Source organism: Micromonospora sp. NRRL B-16802 (assembly GCF_001279555.1).
GTDB lineage: Bacteria > Actinomycetota > Actinomycetes > Mycobacteriales > Micromonosporaceae > Micromonospora > Micromonospora profundi.
The window spans coordinates 1-14,081 of sequence record NZ_LGEB01000121.1; the positions used below are offsets into that span (position 1 = coordinate 1).

14 protein-coding genes are annotated in these 14,081 nt (G+C 69.7%); 3 read left to right on the forward strand and 11 right to left on the reverse strand.

What is annotated here, in order from left to right; genetic code table 11:
• The 3 genes from ADK66_RS28230 to ADK66_RS28240 form a co-directional block, all read right to left on the reverse strand.
• Positions 1-288, reverse strand: a 288-nt coding sequence (locus ADK66_RS28230; RefSeq protein WP_197281663.1) for an endo-1,4-beta-xylanase, incomplete at its 3' end; no start/stop codon positions are given.
• Positions 289-581: 293 nt separating this feature from the next.
• Positions 582-1,034, reverse strand: a complete 453-nt coding sequence (locus ADK66_RS28235) for a hypothetical protein (RefSeq protein ID WP_053660672.1) — start codon at positions 1,032-1,034, stop codon at positions 582-584.
• Positions 1,031-1,543 (reverse strand): anthrone oxygenase family protein, encoded by a 513-nt coding sequence (locus tag ADK66_RS28240; protein WP_231640228.1) that lies wholly within the window; start codon positions 1,541-1,543, stop codon positions 1,031-1,033. The genes ADK66_RS28235 and ADK66_RS28240 overlap by 4 nt, the downstream gene beginning before the upstream one ends.
• A 195-nt stretch (positions 1,544-1,738) precedes the next feature.
• Here ADK66_RS28240 and ADK66_RS28245 point away from each other — a divergent pair, with 195 nt between their 5' ends.
• Positions 1,739-2,887 (forward strand): sensor histidine kinase, encoded by a 1,149-nt coding sequence (locus tag ADK66_RS28245; protein WP_157553013.1) that lies wholly within the window; start codon positions 1,739-1,741, stop codon positions 2,885-2,887.
• Positions 2,884-3,546, forward strand: a complete 663-nt coding sequence (locus ADK66_RS28250; protein WP_053660674.1) for a response regulator transcription factor — start codon at positions 2,884-2,886, stop codon at positions 3,544-3,546. The genes ADK66_RS28245 and ADK66_RS28250 overlap by 4 nt, the downstream gene beginning before the upstream one ends.
• 157 nt (positions 3,547-3,703) lie before the next feature.
• On the opposite strand, the gene ADK66_RS28255 is transcribed toward ADK66_RS28250, so the two are convergent.
• The gene (locus ADK66_RS28255) at positions 3,704-4,447 is read right to left on the reverse strand and encodes an alpha/beta hydrolase (protein WP_231640229.1); all 744 of its coding nucleotides are present in this window, start codon (positions 4,445-4,447) and stop codon (positions 3,704-3,706) included.
• Between the two features lie 224 nt (positions 4,448-4,671).
• Here ADK66_RS28255 and ADK66_RS28260 point away from each other — a divergent pair, with 224 nt between their 5' ends.
• Positions 4,672-5,280, forward strand: a complete 609-nt coding sequence (locus tag ADK66_RS28260) for a TetR/AcrR family transcriptional regulator (RefSeq protein ID WP_053660677.1) — start codon at positions 4,672-4,674, stop codon at positions 5,278-5,280.
• Between the two features lie 74 nt (positions 5,281-5,354).
• Here the strand turns inward: ADK66_RS28260 and ADK66_RS28265 are convergent, their stop codons facing one another.
• The 7 genes from ADK66_RS28265 to ADK66_RS28295 all read right to left on the reverse strand — a co-directional run bounded on the left by ADK66_RS28265 (position 5,355) and on the right by ADK66_RS28295 (position 14,013).
• On the reverse strand, positions 5,355-6,794 hold the full coding sequence (locus tag ADK66_RS28265) for an NAD(P)/FAD-dependent oxidoreductase (protein WP_053660679.1): 1,440 nt from the start codon (positions 6,792-6,794) through the stop codon (positions 5,355-5,357).
• 1 nt (position 6,795) lies between these two features.
• Positions 6,796-7,353, reverse strand: coding sequence for a hypothetical protein (locus ADK66_RS28270; RefSeq protein WP_053660681.1), 558 nt, complete (start codon positions 7,351-7,353; stop codon positions 6,796-6,798).
• Between the two features lie 58 nt (positions 7,354-7,411).
• The gene (locus ADK66_RS28275) at positions 7,412-7,711 is read right to left on the reverse strand and encodes a hypothetical protein (RefSeq protein WP_053660683.1); all 300 of its coding nucleotides are present in this window, start codon (positions 7,709-7,711) and stop codon (positions 7,412-7,414) included.
• 317 nt (positions 7,712-8,028) lie between these two features.
• Positions 8,029-9,132, reverse strand: coding sequence for a low temperature requirement protein A (locus tag ADK66_RS28280; protein WP_231640230.1), 1,104 nt, complete (start codon positions 9,130-9,132; stop codon positions 8,029-8,031).
• 200 nt (positions 9,133-9,332) lie between these two features.
• Positions 9,333-10,781, reverse strand: a complete 1,449-nt coding sequence (locus ADK66_RS28285) for a multicopper oxidase family protein (RefSeq protein WP_053660686.1) — start codon at positions 10,779-10,781, stop codon at positions 9,333-9,335.
• Positions 10,782-11,011: 230 nt separating this feature from the next.
• The gene (locus ADK66_RS28290) at positions 11,012-12,049 is read right to left on the reverse strand and encodes a hypothetical protein (RefSeq protein ID WP_053660688.1); all 1,038 of its coding nucleotides are present in this window, start codon (positions 12,047-12,049) and stop codon (positions 11,012-11,014) included.
• The gene (locus ADK66_RS28295) at positions 12,046-14,013 is read right to left on the reverse strand and encodes a CRTAC1 family protein (RefSeq protein WP_082377713.1); all 1,968 of its coding nucleotides are present in this window, start codon (positions 14,011-14,013) and stop codon (positions 12,046-12,048) included. The genes ADK66_RS28290 and ADK66_RS28295 overlap by 4 nt, the downstream gene beginning before the upstream one ends.
• Positions 14,014-14,081 lie beyond the last annotated feature (68 nt).

Below are 14,081 nucleotides of genomic sequence, written 5' to 3' on the forward strand. Positions count from 1 at the left end.
ACGATCACCACCGGAATAGCTGAACCGACCCTGCTGCGGCTCGGTGGCATCCCACTTCATCTCATTCTCAGCCACCACACTGTTGAACTCGCGGTTCAGGATCCCGACGTACTGGCTGTCGGAGAGCTTGCCCGTCGCGACGGCCGCACCGAAGTAGCGGCCCTTCTCGGCGGCGGCCTGTTTGAGGGTTGTCCCGGCGCTGGCGGTGGGGGCCATGGCCACCGCCATGCCCGCGGTCAGGGCGACGGCGAGTGTCGCCGTCGACAGCAGAGTTCTCAGGGGTTTCATGTCGTTCCTTCTCACTCTCGGAACCGGTGGTGGTCTGCCAGAGCCGGGCGCGGCGGAACCGGCGCCGAGACGGAGCCCGGATCGTGACGTGACGTCCACATGCCCTGGGGGACGCCGTGCTCGAAGGTGCCAGCGGGCTCGCCCGGTGAGCCACAGCTGCGCCATCCTCGACATCGAGAGTGAGCGATAACATGTTGTTCGTCAAGACGTAATGAATCGCCCCTTGCCTATGCCTTGAAGCTGCGCTCCATCCGAAGCCCCACCATCAACGCCACGGCACCGAACCGTCACTGTTACCGCTCACACACAGAGTGCGAGCGCGGCGGCAGCAGCCGGCTCAGCGCCGCCGCCACCGCCCCGGTCACCACTCCGACGAGCACGCCGGTGACCAGGCTGGAGAACACCGCCGCCACGCGCAGGATCCCTTCCTGCGCCCGGGGATCGACCTCCCCGAGGCTCGGCGCGACTCCGTCGAACGCCTGGTTCCACAGCACCTGGTGGCCGACGGCGAGAAGGACACCGTAGATCCCCCCGATGACCACAACGGTCAGGAACGGACGCGGCGGACGCCGCCACAACACGGCGGCCACCCAACAGATCGACGGTACGACCGCCAGCAGCACTGTGGCGACGCTTCCTTCCTCCACGACGTGCAGGTCGTGCAGGACCACCCGCGGCGCGGCCAGCGCGGCGAGCGCCACCAGAGCAGGCCAGGAAAAGCCGAGGGTACGACGTCCGAGGCTCATCGCTCGACCCGCGCCGGTGCGGTGTCCCTGGTGAAGCGCAGCAGCGCGGTGAACGCCAGCGCGGCAGTCACCGCACCGCCGGCGACGCGCACCCAGTGCCCGGCGACGAACTCCTCGGCGACCTGGCGCAGGTACTCCGGCGAGTGCGTGCCGACCGGGTCGACGAACATGATCTCGTTGCGCGGCCAGAAGAACACCACCGAGAACAGGAACTCGCAGACGATGAAGACCGCTGCCGCAGCGGCGACATACCAGCGCAGCCGGCGGTTGCGCCAGGTGAGGACGGTCGCGGCGAGGCTGGTCAGCACCACCGAGGCGCCCAGCGGCGGGAAGTAGTCACTCGGACCGCCCGCGACCAGGAACTCACGGGCCCGGTCCAGCGACGCGGGTGCGTCGCCGAAGACGTTCGGGTAGAGCATCACGGTCTCGGCGGCGACCCCACCAAAGGACATCATCGCCGTCCAGACGAGCACGATCAGGACGATCCACGTCAGCTTGATACGGGACACAGCAGCACTTCTCCTTGGTTTCCGCCCTCTGCGGGCACGGTCTGTGATGTCGCTGTCGACGCTAGGTCGCCACATGGGGGTCGTCTGCCGCGCAGACGCGCGAGCTGGTGTCGCTTCTCGACGTACGTGCCGGGGCGCGGGATGATGCCTGCGGACGGCAGCGGCCCGGGCCAGCGCCGACCTAGGCTCACAGACGTGCAGGCCACACCACCCACCCGTACCGAATGGCTGCTGGCCGTGGCCATCCTCGGCCTGATCACGGCGGCGGTCGTGACAGATGACGCGTCGGCCGCCCACGCGGTGATCGCCTGCGGTTTCGGGGTCGGGTTGGCCGCACTGCTGCTGGTGGCCCGGCGTTGGCCGGTTCCCGCGCTGCTGGCGACGGCCGCCGGCATCCTCGGCTACTACGCACTGGACCTGCCGCCGGTAGGCGTGGCCGCCCCGGCCGCCGCCATCCTCTACGTGGTCGCGGAACGCGGCCGGGTGGTCCCGGCGGCCGTCGTCGGCGGAAGCCTGCTTGCCGTTTCGGTGGCCGCCCGGCTGGTCGAGGGCGACGACACCTCCGTCGTGATCGGTGCCGGCCTGGGCTCGGAGGCGGCGCTGATGCTCGCCGTCATCGCGCTCGGCGACGCCGTTCGCAACCGGCGTTCGCTGCGCGCGGCGCTGGCCCGGCAGGCGGCAGCGGCGGCCGAGGAGCGCCGACGGGAGGCCGCCCGGGAGGTCGAGGCGGAGCGGATCCGGATCGCCCGGGAGGTGCACGACACCCTCGGACACACGATGTCGGTGATCACCCTCCAGTCCGCGGTGGCGCGGGAGGCGCTCACCGACGCCGAGCCCGAGCAGGTCGACACGGCCCTGGCCGCGATCCAGTCGGTGAGCGGCAGCGCCATGGCCGAACTACGTGCGACGCTGGGTACGCTGCGTCGCGAGCCTGGACCACGCGCACCGGCCCCCGGCTTCGCCCAGCTGGGCACGCTCGTCGACGGCGTCCGCCGCGGCGGGCTCCCGGTCGAGTTGCGCGTCGACGGCCCGGTCGACGCGTTGCCCACGGTTGTGGGCAGCACTGTCTACCGGATCGTGCAGGAGGCGCTGACAAACGTGGTGCGACACGCGCAGGCCACCCGCGTCACTGTGACGATCCGGGCGACGCCCGCCCGACTGTCCGTGGAGATCATCGACGACGGCCGCGGATCCGCCACCGGCGCGGCAGGCGAGCCCGGTGAAGGGCTGCGGGGCATGTCGGAGCGGGTCGCCCTGCTCGGCGGAACCCTCGACGCCGCCGACGTCGCCGGGGGCGGCTTCCGGGTCTCGGTCCGCCTGCCACTGGCCGGGGCAGCCGCATGAGCGACGTACGTGTCGTCCTCGTCGACGACCAGCACCTGGTGCGCACGGGCCTTCGTGCACTGCTGGAGCGCGCCGCCGACATCACAGTGGTCGGTGAGGCGCAGGACGGCGGGGCCGCCGTTGCGGTCACCCGCGACCAGCGGCCCGACGTAGTCCTGATGGACGTTCGGATGCCCGGCGGCGACGGTATCGAGGCCACCCGGCGCATCCGCACCGATCCGACGCTTGCCGACGTCCGGGTGGTCATGCTCACCACCTTCGACGACGACGAGTACCTCTTCGAGGCCATCCGCGCCGGCGCCTCCGGCTTCCTGCTCAAGGACACCCCGCCCGACGCGCTGCGCGACGCCGTCCGCGTGGTGGCCGGCGGGGACGCGCTGCTGTCGCCGGCGGTGACCCGGCGGGTGATCGCCGCGGCGGCCCGCTCCCCCGTTGCGGATCCGACGCGGCTCGCCGGCCTCACCGGACGGGAACGCGACGTCCTCGCCCAGGTCGGCACCGGACGGTCGAACGTCGAGATCGGGGCGGCGCTGCACCTCAGCCCGGACACCGCCCGAACCTACGTGAGTCGCCTCCTGCACAAGCTGAACGCCCGCGACCGCGCCCAACTCGTCGTCATCGCGTACGAGAGCGGGCTTGTCCGCCCGGGTGACAACTGACGCGGAGGCGGGCAGCATTGTCCGCCGCTGTTAATTGCCGACACGCAATCCAACGGTGGCGACCTTGGAAAACACCGTCAGCGGCGCACTCGCCGATTCGTCGGCGAAATGGCGATCACGGGCCCGGCGCTATTCCCGTAATGGCCGGACCGGTCGACTAGCTCGCCGTGGCGCTGGCGGCGGTGTCGATGAGGTCTGCGACGACGCCGGGCTGGGAGACCGCCACCGCGTGCGACGCCTCGACCTCCACCACAGTGGACCCGGCGCGTTCGGCGACGAAGCGCTGAAGGTCCGGCGCGATGGCCTGGTCCTGCTTGGTGATGAGGGTCCAGGACGGGATGGTCTTCCACGCGGCCTTTGTCACGCCGTCCTGTTGGGCGTCCGCCGAGGCCGGTCGCTGCGTGACAGCCATCACCTCGGCGGTCCCGGTGTCCACGTCGGCGGCGAAGACCTCGGGGAACTTGGCCGGATCGACGTACTGGTCCATGCCCGTGCTGCCGTCGGGAAGGGTGAACGGCACGCCCTTGATGGCCTGGAAGAGCTTACTGACGGCGAACTTGGCCCCCAGCGTGGCGACGCTCTCGCCGGTATCCGGGCTGACACTGGCGACGTACACCAGTGCCTTGACCTTGGAGACGCCGTCCGCGGCCTCGGTCATCACCACTCCGCCGTACGAGTGGGCGGCCATGACGACCGGCCCCGACACGGTGTCCAGCACAGAGCGCACGTATGCCGCGTCGTTCTGCACACCGCGCAGCGGGTTGGCGACAGCCAGGACCGGATAACCCCGGCGCTTGAGGTCGGCAATGACGCCGTTCCAACTCGACGATTCGGCGAATGCGCCATGGACCAGAACAATTGTCGGCTTGCCCTGCCCGGACATATCAGAAGCGACGCTCATGTGGCGGTCCTTTCGAGAGGCCCCACTGCCCGGGAACACGGGTCGGCGAGGACGGTCGACGGGCGATTCACCGCAGCACGCACCGGCCCGCATTTCCGGCCCCGGTGCGGCGTAGCCTCCAATATTCAGCACGGATAAGGCTGCTGTCAGCGGGACGCAGAAACGGAGTGGATCATCAACCGTGTAGCGGCTCAGACCGAACGTTCTATCGCTAAGATGGGTGCATGACTCGCGGCGCACCCGAACCCCGGCCCTCCGAGGCGCGGCTCCGGCTCCTGGCCACCGCGACCAGGATCTTCTACGCCGAGGGCATCCACTCCGTCGGTGTCGACCGGATCATCGCGGAGGCGAAGGTGACCCGGGCCACCTTCTACCGGCACTTCCCCAGCAAGGACGACCTCATCCTCGCCTACCTGCGCGAAATCCACGGGATGGAACGCGGCAGGGTCGAGGCGGCTCTCGCGGCCGACCCGTCGCCGGCCGGCGCTCTCCTGGCCATCGCCGGCTCGATCGCTGAGAGCATCCAGTCCTCCGGCTTCCGCGGATGCGCGTTCCTGAATGCCGCAGCGGAGTATCCCGACCCGAACCATCCCGTGCACCAGGAGGTCATCGGCCACCGGCAGTGGTTCCTGGACACGCTCACCGCGCTCATGGCGCAGGTCCACGAGGAAACGGCCGGTCCTGCCGCGCGCCACTTCGTCATGCTCCGCGACGGGGCAATGGCGGCCGGGTGCCTCTTCGATCCCGCGTTGGTGTCGGAGACGTTCCTGCGCGGGGTCGAGGGACTTCTGGACATCAACTCCGAGCGTCAATCGGCGCAGTCACACCGCTAGCCTCCAGGCCACAGCGGGGGCGAGAGCGGCGATGGCCGGCCGTTCGGGACGGCCGGCCATCGGTACGACCCAGGTCAGCGGCCGTACGCCTCCAGCAGGCGCAACCAGACCTCGCTGACCGTCGGGTACGAAGGGACGGCGTGCCACAGTCGGTCCAGCGGAACCTCGCCGACGATGGCGATCGTCGCCGCGTGCAGCAGTTCCGCGACGTCCGGGCCGACGAGGGTGAAGCCCACTATGACGCTGCGGTCCTCGTCGACGACCATCCGGGCGTGCCCCTGATAGCCGTCGGCGTGCAGCGCGGATCCCGCCACGGCCGCCAGGTCGTAGTCGACGACCCGGACCCGCAGCCTGGCGGCCTCGGCGGCGGCTGCGGTCAGCCCCACGGAAGCGACCTCCGGATCGGTGAAGACGACCTGCGGCACGGCGCGCTGGTCGGCGGTGGCGACGTGCCGGCCCCACGGGCCGTCCTCGACCGCTTCGCCCTTGGCCCGTGCCACGATGACGTCGCCCACCGCGCGGGCCTGGTACTTGCCCTGGTGGGTCAGCAGCACGCGCCGGTTGACGTCACCGGCCGCGTACAGCCAGCCGTCGCCGACCAACGCCCCGGCGTCGTCGACGACCCGCAGCGTGTCGTCGACGGTGAGCCAGGCGCCGGGCTTCAGCCCGATCGTGTCCAGGCCGATGTCCTGGGTGTTCGGCGTACGGCCGGCAGCGACAAGGACCTCGTCGGCGTCGACCTGCTCGCCGTCGGTGAGCGTGATGTGCACTGTGCCGGCGTCGTCCCGGCTCACCGACGTGGCCTCGACACCGAGACGTACCGTCACGCCGGCTTCCCGCAGGGACTGCGTGACCCGCTCGCCGACGAACGGCTCCGCCTGTTGCAGCACACCGTCGCGGACCAGCACCGTCACAGTGGATCCGAAACTGGCGTACGCGGTAGCCATCTCCGTGGCCACCACTCCCCCGCCGATGATGGCGAGGCGGCCAGGGACCTCGCTCGCGGATGCCGCCTCACGGCTGGTCCACGGCGTCGCCTCGGTCAGACCGGGGACGTCCGGCACCCGGGCGCCGCTTCCGGTCGCGACGACGACGGCGTGTCGAGCGGTGAGCGAGATCGTGACACCCTCCGCGCCGCTCACCTCGACGACCCGGTCGGAGCTGATCCGTCCGTGGCCGCGATACAGCGCGATCCCCGCGGAGTCGAGCCAGGACACCTGCCCGTCGTCCTTCCAGTTCGAGGCGAAGGAGTCGCGGCGGCGCAGCACGGCGGCCACGTCCAGGTCGCCCGTCACCGCCTCGCGGGCTCCAGGCAGCCGACGTGCCGCCTGGAGCGCGGTCTGACTGCGCAGCAACGCCTTTGTCGGCATGCACGCCCAGTAGGAACACTCACCACCGACCAGTTCCCGCTCGACGATGGCGGCGGTCAGGCCGCCCTGCACGACGCGGTCGGCGACGTTCTCGCCGACCGGCCCCGCGCCGATGACGATGACGTCGTACGTGGCGTTGTCCATGTCAGTTTCCCTTCGCACCGCGGCTGAGGCGGATGGCGGAGATCAGAAAGAAGATGGCGCCGGGGATCGCGTAGCCGACCGCGTTGGTCAGCACCGGGTTGTCCGCGGAGGCGGCGGCGATGAACGACCCGCCGGCGAGAACGGAGATCCCACCACTGATGATCATCGGCCACTGCCCACCCATCTTGCGTCGGCTGACGGCCACGAGCAACTGCACAAGGCCGGCCACAACCGCCCAGGCGCCCCAGACACGCAGGGCCGCCGGGATGCCGGACGTGCCCGCGACGGCCAGGCCGACGGCGGCGAGCAGGCTGATCGCGACGTTCACGTACAACAGGGTGGGTGTTCCGGTGGCCCGGGAGGACCGGGCGTCGACGACGGCGGCGGCCACGTCGAACAGCGGGTAGATGACGAGCAGCGCCACTGTGAGCGGGGTGAGGTCCCTGGCGAGCGGGAACGTCACGGCGGCCCAGACGATGGCGAACGCGAAGCGGCCGAAGTGCAGGCGACGCAGGGCGTCCGCCGTCGTCGAGACGCCGGAAGGGGCAAGGGTGGTCATGTCATCCTCTCGAGATCACTTAACGAACGGCCGTCGACGGGAGTGGCGTGGCACGGGGCTACTCGATCTCCGAGAACAGCCCCGTGATCTCCACCTGAGCGCCTTGGAGCCCGCCGAAGACGGCGCCGGCGGCGGGCGTCGCGACCGCGGCGGACGCGTCGTCGTAGGAGGCGAAGTAGAGGTCGAGCGTCCGGTACGCAGGGGTCGGCGTGCCGTCCTCCTTCGGCCACACCTTTGCCGATTCGACCCGCTGGAGCTTCGGGAACGCCTCCGCGGCCCGACGCACATCGGCGTAGACCTTCTCGAACTCGGCGGGGTTCGCGGGGTTACCAACGATCAGCGTGATCTTGGTGGGCAACGGCCTTCTCCTTCGATGCTTCTCTACGCGGGAGGGAGTGGCACGGCGCCGAGGAGGTGAACTCCCCGCTGCTCAGGACCACACTCGCACTGCCGCCGGAGGCGTAACGAACGTTCTGTCTCGTCGTACGCTACTGGCGCGGAGCACTATCGTCAAGACCGATCGTTCTACCTACTGCGGCGCAGGGACCTCACGCCTCGCTGACGCGCCCCCGGGCGCTTCCCGCCCGATCGGCGAGGCGGGGCGCTCCACCGGCCGTCCCCGGCTCCGCAGGGCGTCGAGCAGCGCGACCAGGGCAAGCACTCCGGCCACCACGCTCAGCCCACCATCCGCTCCGAGCTGGCCAACGCCGGCGTCACCAGCAACAGAGCCACGAAGCCGATCACCTTGGGGTGGGAAACCCGGCCGAAGATCTCGTAATCCAGCCGAATACGAGCGACGAGGAAGAGCATCGGACCGCCCACCACGAAGAGAAGCCAACTGAGCTTCGGCGGCCCGTACGGATGGTCGATGACCAGCTCGTAACCGACCGAGGTGACAAGCACGCTGAGCACGATCACCAGATGCGTCCGCTCCGACGCCGCGCCCAGCCGACCGGGCGTCGTCGCCTGCTCCAATGCCTCGGTCAGCAGCAGACCGGCGCGGTAGAAGTAGATCCGCCAGAGCAGCGCGCTGGTGGCGAAGGCGACAGTGAAGGCGGCGGCCCTTTCCCCGGAGTAGTCATTGCCGCTGAAGACCACGCCGATGACGAGGATCGATTCACCAAGTGCGATGAGGAACATCTGCTGATAACGGTCGGCGAGATGCGTACCGGCGATCCGCCAACGTCCCACCTGTGAGGCCCCGAGCCGCGGCAGGGGCCAGCCGAGGGCCCACGCGAGGTAGTCGACGGCGAGGGCGGCAGCCCAGAGCGACGTGCGAAGGTGTTCCGGGCCCAACGCGCCGGCCAGCCACAGCGGCGCGCTCGCCGTCGACCACGCCGCCAGCCGGAACGGCACCAACCGCCGCGGATGGCCGCGCAGCGCGGCGGCGACCACCAGCGGCCGCACCACCATCACCATCAGGTACGCGGCCGTGAACGGCAGCGCCCGCTCCTCCATCGCGCGTGGCAGCGCCACCGCCATGACCAGGCCGGCGAACATGGTGCCGACCACCACGGCCTGGATGATCGGCTGCTCCGGCTCGTAGCGACTCGTGATCCAGGCGGTGTGCGACCAGATCAGCCAGAGCGCCAGAAACAGCAGCAGGGTACGACCGAACCCGGTGACCAGCGCCCAGCCGGTCTCGTCGTGCAGGCCGGCGAATCGTTGCGAGACCCTACTGAGGGCCACCACGAAGGCCAGATCGAAGAACAGCTCCAGGAACGTCGCGCGGCCCGAACTCGCGGGGGGACGTAGCAGCTCGGCCCGCGCTGCCGCCATCGTCCGCCCCCGCCTACCTCCGTCCGCCCCTTGTCGCACCAACGAGCACGCCGCCGGACAGGTTGCGTCGGCCCTGACGGCGCACAGTCACGCCGCGCCGCATGGGCAGCTAGCCGACGATCCGACAGCGCTTCTGTGGCACGGCAGGCGGCCCGCCACCGCCGCGGCCGTGGCGGGCCCTCCGCACGCGGAGACAGCGCTCAGGAGCCCGGGGGGACGACCTCCATCTGGCCCATCATTCCGAAGGCGGAGTGGTCGAGCATGTGGCAGTGGTAGAGGTAGCGGCCCACGAACCCGTCGAACGTGGCCTGCACGCGGACGGACTCCCCCGGACGTACGTAGATGGTGTCCTTGAACCCCGACTCCCCGGGTGACGGTGGGGCACCGTCGCGGTCCAGCACCCGGAACTGCGCCAGGTGCATGTGGAAGGTGTGTTCCAGATTGAGGCCGGCGTCCCCGTTGACGATCTTCCAGATCTCGGTCGTGCCCCGCGTGATTGTCGTGTCGACCCGTGCCGGATCGAACGCCTTGTCGTTGATCAGGCTCGCGAAGGTGACCGGGTCCACTCGCATCACGAACAGCCGCTCCGCGGTGGCACGCGGCATCGGCGGCAGCGGTCGCAGCTGCGGGGGGACGCGACTCGAGTCGGTGGCACGCCGTACGACGTCGAACCGCACCAGCGGGCCACCGGTGGCGTCGGCCAGGAAGACCTGGTCACCGATTGCGTTACCGGAGAAGTCGATTACCACCTCGGCGCGCTCGGCCGACCCGAGCAGGATCGACGTGCGGGGCACCGGTGCCGGCAGCAGGCCACCGTCTCCGCCGATCTGGAGCAGGGTCGCCCCATTCGCGTGGACCTCGAAGGTCCGGTGGGTTGAGGCGTTGAGCAGGCGCAGCCGATAACGCCGGGCCGCCACCGGGAAGTACGGCTGGTGCCGATTGTTTGCCAGAAGCGTGGTGCGGCTGAACGGATCGGCCTGGTTCCACACGAGCGTGCCGTCCTCGGCGAAGAGCGAGTCACGCAGCGCGATCGGGATGTCGTACTGCCCCGACGGCAGGCGCAGACCGGCCTCGTCCGAGCCCTCGATGAGATAGAAGCCGTAGAGCCCGCGGTAGACGTGCTCGGACTCGGTGTGATGGCTGTGATCGTGGTACCAGAGCGGGGCGCCCGCCTGCTGGTTCGGGTAGTCGTACACCCGCTCCTGTCCGGGCTGGATGAGGTCCATCGGGTGACCGTCGTCCGCGGCGGCGACGTGGCCGCCGTGCAGGTGCACGTTCACCGGCTGGTCCAGCCGGTTGCGGTAGGTGACCCGCACTCGGCGGCCCTGTCGGGCGCGGATGGTGGGGTTCACCGCGTGGCCGCCGTAACTGAGCATCCGGCTGCGCAGCCCAGGAACGATCTCGACGTCGGCGGTGGTGACGTCGAGTCGGTAGTGGTCGGTGGTCGCCGTGACGGCCACCGGCCGCAGAACGGGCGGCACCACCAACGGACGAGTGAACGGCTCGCCGGTGTCCGCCGACGGCACCGGGCGCGACGGGCGGCGGTGGTGGTGCCGGGGATGGCCGCCCGGCGCGGCGACCGCTGGTTCAGTCGTCTCGGCGGTGGGGATCACCAGCGCGACGCCGGTCGCACCCCCCAGCGCCAGCATGGCTCGTCGGTCCACAACGCCCCCGAATCGTCGGTTGCGGTCGACCACCTCCCCGGCCGTCCGCGTCGCGGTTGATGGTGGCACCCCGTCGACGTCGAATCTTCTCCCAGATTGCGCTTCCGGCCTCCGCTGCGGCGCCTCGCGAGCGAGGGTGACGTCGACAGATGCGACGACCGCGCCGGCCCCGGTGGTCCGCCCTAACAGGGCGGTTCCGGAGCCGGCGCGGCGGATCAGCGCGAGGCCGTGGCCAGTGTGGCTGGCACGCCCGGGGAGACAGGTGCCCGCCGGTCACGCCGCCGCTCGGTCCACCAGACGAACCACCAGTAGAGGCCGCGGATCAGACAGACGATGGTGACCGCGAAGAACAGCGTGTAGACGATGTTGAACACCATCAGCACCCCGTAGACGATGCCCACCGACGACCCGAACATGAACTGGTTCTTGAACGAGGTCGGGGTGGTGCCGGGGTCGGTGATCATGTAGTTCGTGAAGAGGACGAACGCCACACCGGTCATCGGGACCAGCGCAGCCCAGAGCGCGACGTCCCAGACGAAGTGTCGAATGAGCGCCTGGATCACGAACGCGCCGACCCAGCCCATGATCAGCGGAACCTTCTTGGTGAGGACCGCGTTGAGCACCGTCCCGGAGGTGATGATCACCAGCGGCACCACGATCCGGATCACGTCCGGCACGTTCTCGGTGAAGTGGTACGGCGGTGCGATGTTCACCCAGGAGAACGCCAGCAGTGTGATGGTGATGCCGAGGTTCGACGGGTTCATGTAGTGCCGCATCCGGCCGCGGATGGGCGCCTGGAGAACCGCCTTCTGTCCGATCGCGACCACCACAGCGAACGCGATGGGCCAGAAGTTGTCATTGGCGTACAGGAGCATGTTCGCCGCGAGCGCGGTGATGTGGGTGGGGAGCAGGAAGGTGTAGAGACCCCACATCCCGTTGCCGCGATAGGCCGGGGCGCGCCTCCGCGACCACGCCACGATGGCCTCGATCCCGATCTCGGCGGCGTAGCCGACGGCCAGCGCCAGGAACGGCCAGGTCCAGGGCTGCTCGAAGCCGAGGACGGTGTAGCCGAGGATGTTGAAGATGCTCATCGAGATGGCGAAGTTGCGCAGCGCGATGTAGCGGGGATCCTTGGGGTCCACCCGGGGCGGGGCGCCACTGGTGGCCTGGGTGGAGCCCGCCGGTGCGGGGGTGGTGGTCGCCGACGCCGGCACCCCGACGGCTGTGGAGCCGGGTTGATAGGTCTGCGTCATGACGGCTTCACCTCCTGAACCTGAGTCGTGAGCATGAGGTCGTGCCAACCCGGGGAGAGTTGCAGCTGCTGGCGGTGCGCGACGCCGTCCAGGTCGCGCCAGCAGATCTCCGCCGAGACCGGCTTTGCGCCGTTCTGGCCGAGGCCGAAGAAGACGTCGAAGCTGCGCTTGCCGGAGTGGCCGCCACCACCGTCGAGCTGACCCACACGGGTGCTCCCGTCGGCGAGCGTGAGCTTCACCTGGGCTCCGTACGCGGGTGTGCCGACCGGTCCGGCGCCGCCGGCGGTGGCGCCGAGCGCGGGACGGTGGAGCCGCAGCCCGAGGAAGTCGCCCCGCTTGTCGCTGGTGTTGCGGTAGTACGCCGGGGGACCCCACTGCCGGGCGATGGCGAAGTCCTGACCGCCGTCACCGTCGACGTCGGCTACCGCGACGCCCCGGGTCGGGATGGGCGCGTCCAGCTTCAGCTCGTGGCTGAGATTGACGAACCGCCCGTTGTCCTCGCGGACCCAGAAGCCGACCGGCTCGGAGCCGGCGATGTCGTCCCCGGGCACCGCCTTGGGCCACATGTCCGGCTCGCGGAGCATCAGGTCGTTGCTCATCGCGAGTTCCTGGAGCCAGTTGAATCGGTTGATCTCGCCCTTGACGAACCCGCTCGCCTGCACGACGGACAGGTTTCCGCTGTTGTCGAAGTCCGCCATCTTGGCGTCCCAACCCCAGCCGATCCAGGCCATGTTGAGCCGGGCCGCCTTGTTCTCGAACGGCGCCCGGCCCGCGGCGAGCTGGGTGCGGGCGTCGGCGGCGTCCTTGGCGGTGTTCTGCCAGACGAAGTTGCTCTCCTCCAGGCCCCAGGAGACGGTGATGTTGCTGACGAACATGTCGAACCGACCGTTACCGGATAGATCGGCGAAGTCGATCGACATGCCCTTGAACGAGTCGTGGCCGACCACAAGCGACTTCGGCGTCGCCGGCCCGCGACTTCCCTCCACGAGGGAGAAGCGGATCTGGCCGGGAGTGGAAACGTTGTGGAACAGTCGGTCGTTGCCGAAGTCGTTGGCCAGGTACAACTCTGGCAGCAGGTCACCGTCCAGGTCGGCGGACGCCGCGCCGAGGGTCCACCCGGTCGCCACCTTCGGGTCCAGGGCGAGCTGCTCCTCGAAGAGGACCGAGTCGGCCGACGCGGACTTCCACCGCAGCAGATGCGCCCCGCCGCCGTTGCGGGCGGTCGACATGGAGTGGTTCATCTCCACGTTGGGCTGACCCTGCGGATTGAGCACCTCGCTGTCCCGGAAGTAGTTGAACACTCCGAGATCCGGGTGGCCGTCACCATCGAAGTCCGCTACCGCCACGGCGTTGGTGTTCCACAACTTGCCGTGGTACTGGCGGTCCGGCGTGGGCTGCTCCGGCACGATCTCCACCGGACGGAAGCTGGCGAGGCTCAGTTCGGCCTGGGTCGCGCGGTTCAGGAAGAGCACGGGCGTCCGGCCCCAGTAGTAGACGACCAGGTCGTTCCACCCGTCGCCGTTGAAGTCACCGGGAACGCAGCCCATCGGCGCCATCGTGGTGCTTGTCGGCAGCGGGGCCGGGTCGAGCACGAACGGCTCGTAGGTGCCGCCGCTGCCCGGGGCGGGGGTCACGATCGCCGCGTCACTGCGGGTGTCGACCAGGCAGAGGTCGTTTGCCACCCCACCGCCGTCGAGGTCGTTGACGGCGACCGCCGCGCCGACCGACGAGACCCACGACTTGATGTGCTCGTACTTGGGGTTGACCTCGCGGACCGTCCGCTCGGGCAGGCCGGGCGGCAGGGCGATCGGCAGCTCGGTGAACCCGAACCGGGACGCCAGGGTGGCACGGTCCGCGGCCGACGCCTCCGGCAGGCGTGCCACCTGGAACAGTGCCGCCAGGAGCACGAGCACGAAGATGGCGGGAGCGAGGCGGCGGAGCTTTTCGACGGGTTTTGTTGGCATCGATTCCCCTTGCTTAGACGGCGTGCGGCACGTCCGGCTTCCGCTGCCCGGTCTCCGACCTGAGGCCT

Coding starts and splice junctions, on each gene's coding strand:
- ADK66_RS28295 (WP_082377713.1), bottom strand. CDS start 14,013: ATGCCAACAAAACCCGTCGAAAAGCTCCGCCGCCTCGCTCCCGCCATC.
- ADK66_RS28260 (WP_053660677.1), top strand. CDS start 4,672: ATGACTCGCGGCGCACCCGAACCCCGGCCCTCCGAGGCGCGGCTCCGG.
- ADK66_RS28280 (WP_231640230.1), bottom strand. CDS start 9,132: ATGGCGGCAGCGCGGGCCGAGCTGCTACGTCCCCCCGCGAGTTCGGGC.
- ADK66_RS28235 (WP_053660672.1), bottom strand. CDS start 1,034: ATGAGCCTCGGACGTCGTACCCTCGGCTTTTCCTGGCCTGCTCTGGTG.
- ADK66_RS28265 (WP_053660679.1), bottom strand. CDS start 6,794: ATGGACAACGCCACGTACGACGTCATCGTCATCGGCGCGGGGCCGGTC.
- ADK66_RS28290 (WP_053660688.1), bottom strand. CDS start 12,049: ATGACGCAGACCTATCAACCCGGCTCCACAGCCGTCGGGGTGCCGGCG.
- ADK66_RS28255 (WP_231640229.1), bottom strand. CDS start 4,447: ATGAGCGTCGCTTCTGATATGTCCGGGCAGGGCAAGCCGACAATTGTT.
- ADK66_RS28285 (WP_053660686.1), bottom strand. CDS start 10,781: ATGCTGGCGCTGGGGGGTGCGACCGGCGTCGCGCTGGTGATCCCCACC.
- ADK66_RS28250 (WP_053660674.1), top strand. CDS start 2,884: ATGAGCGACGTACGTGTCGTCCTCGTCGACGACCAGCACCTGGTGCGC.
- ADK66_RS28270 (WP_053660681.1), bottom strand. CDS start 7,353: ATGACCACCCTTGCCCCTTCCGGCGTCTCGACGACGGCGGACGCCCTG.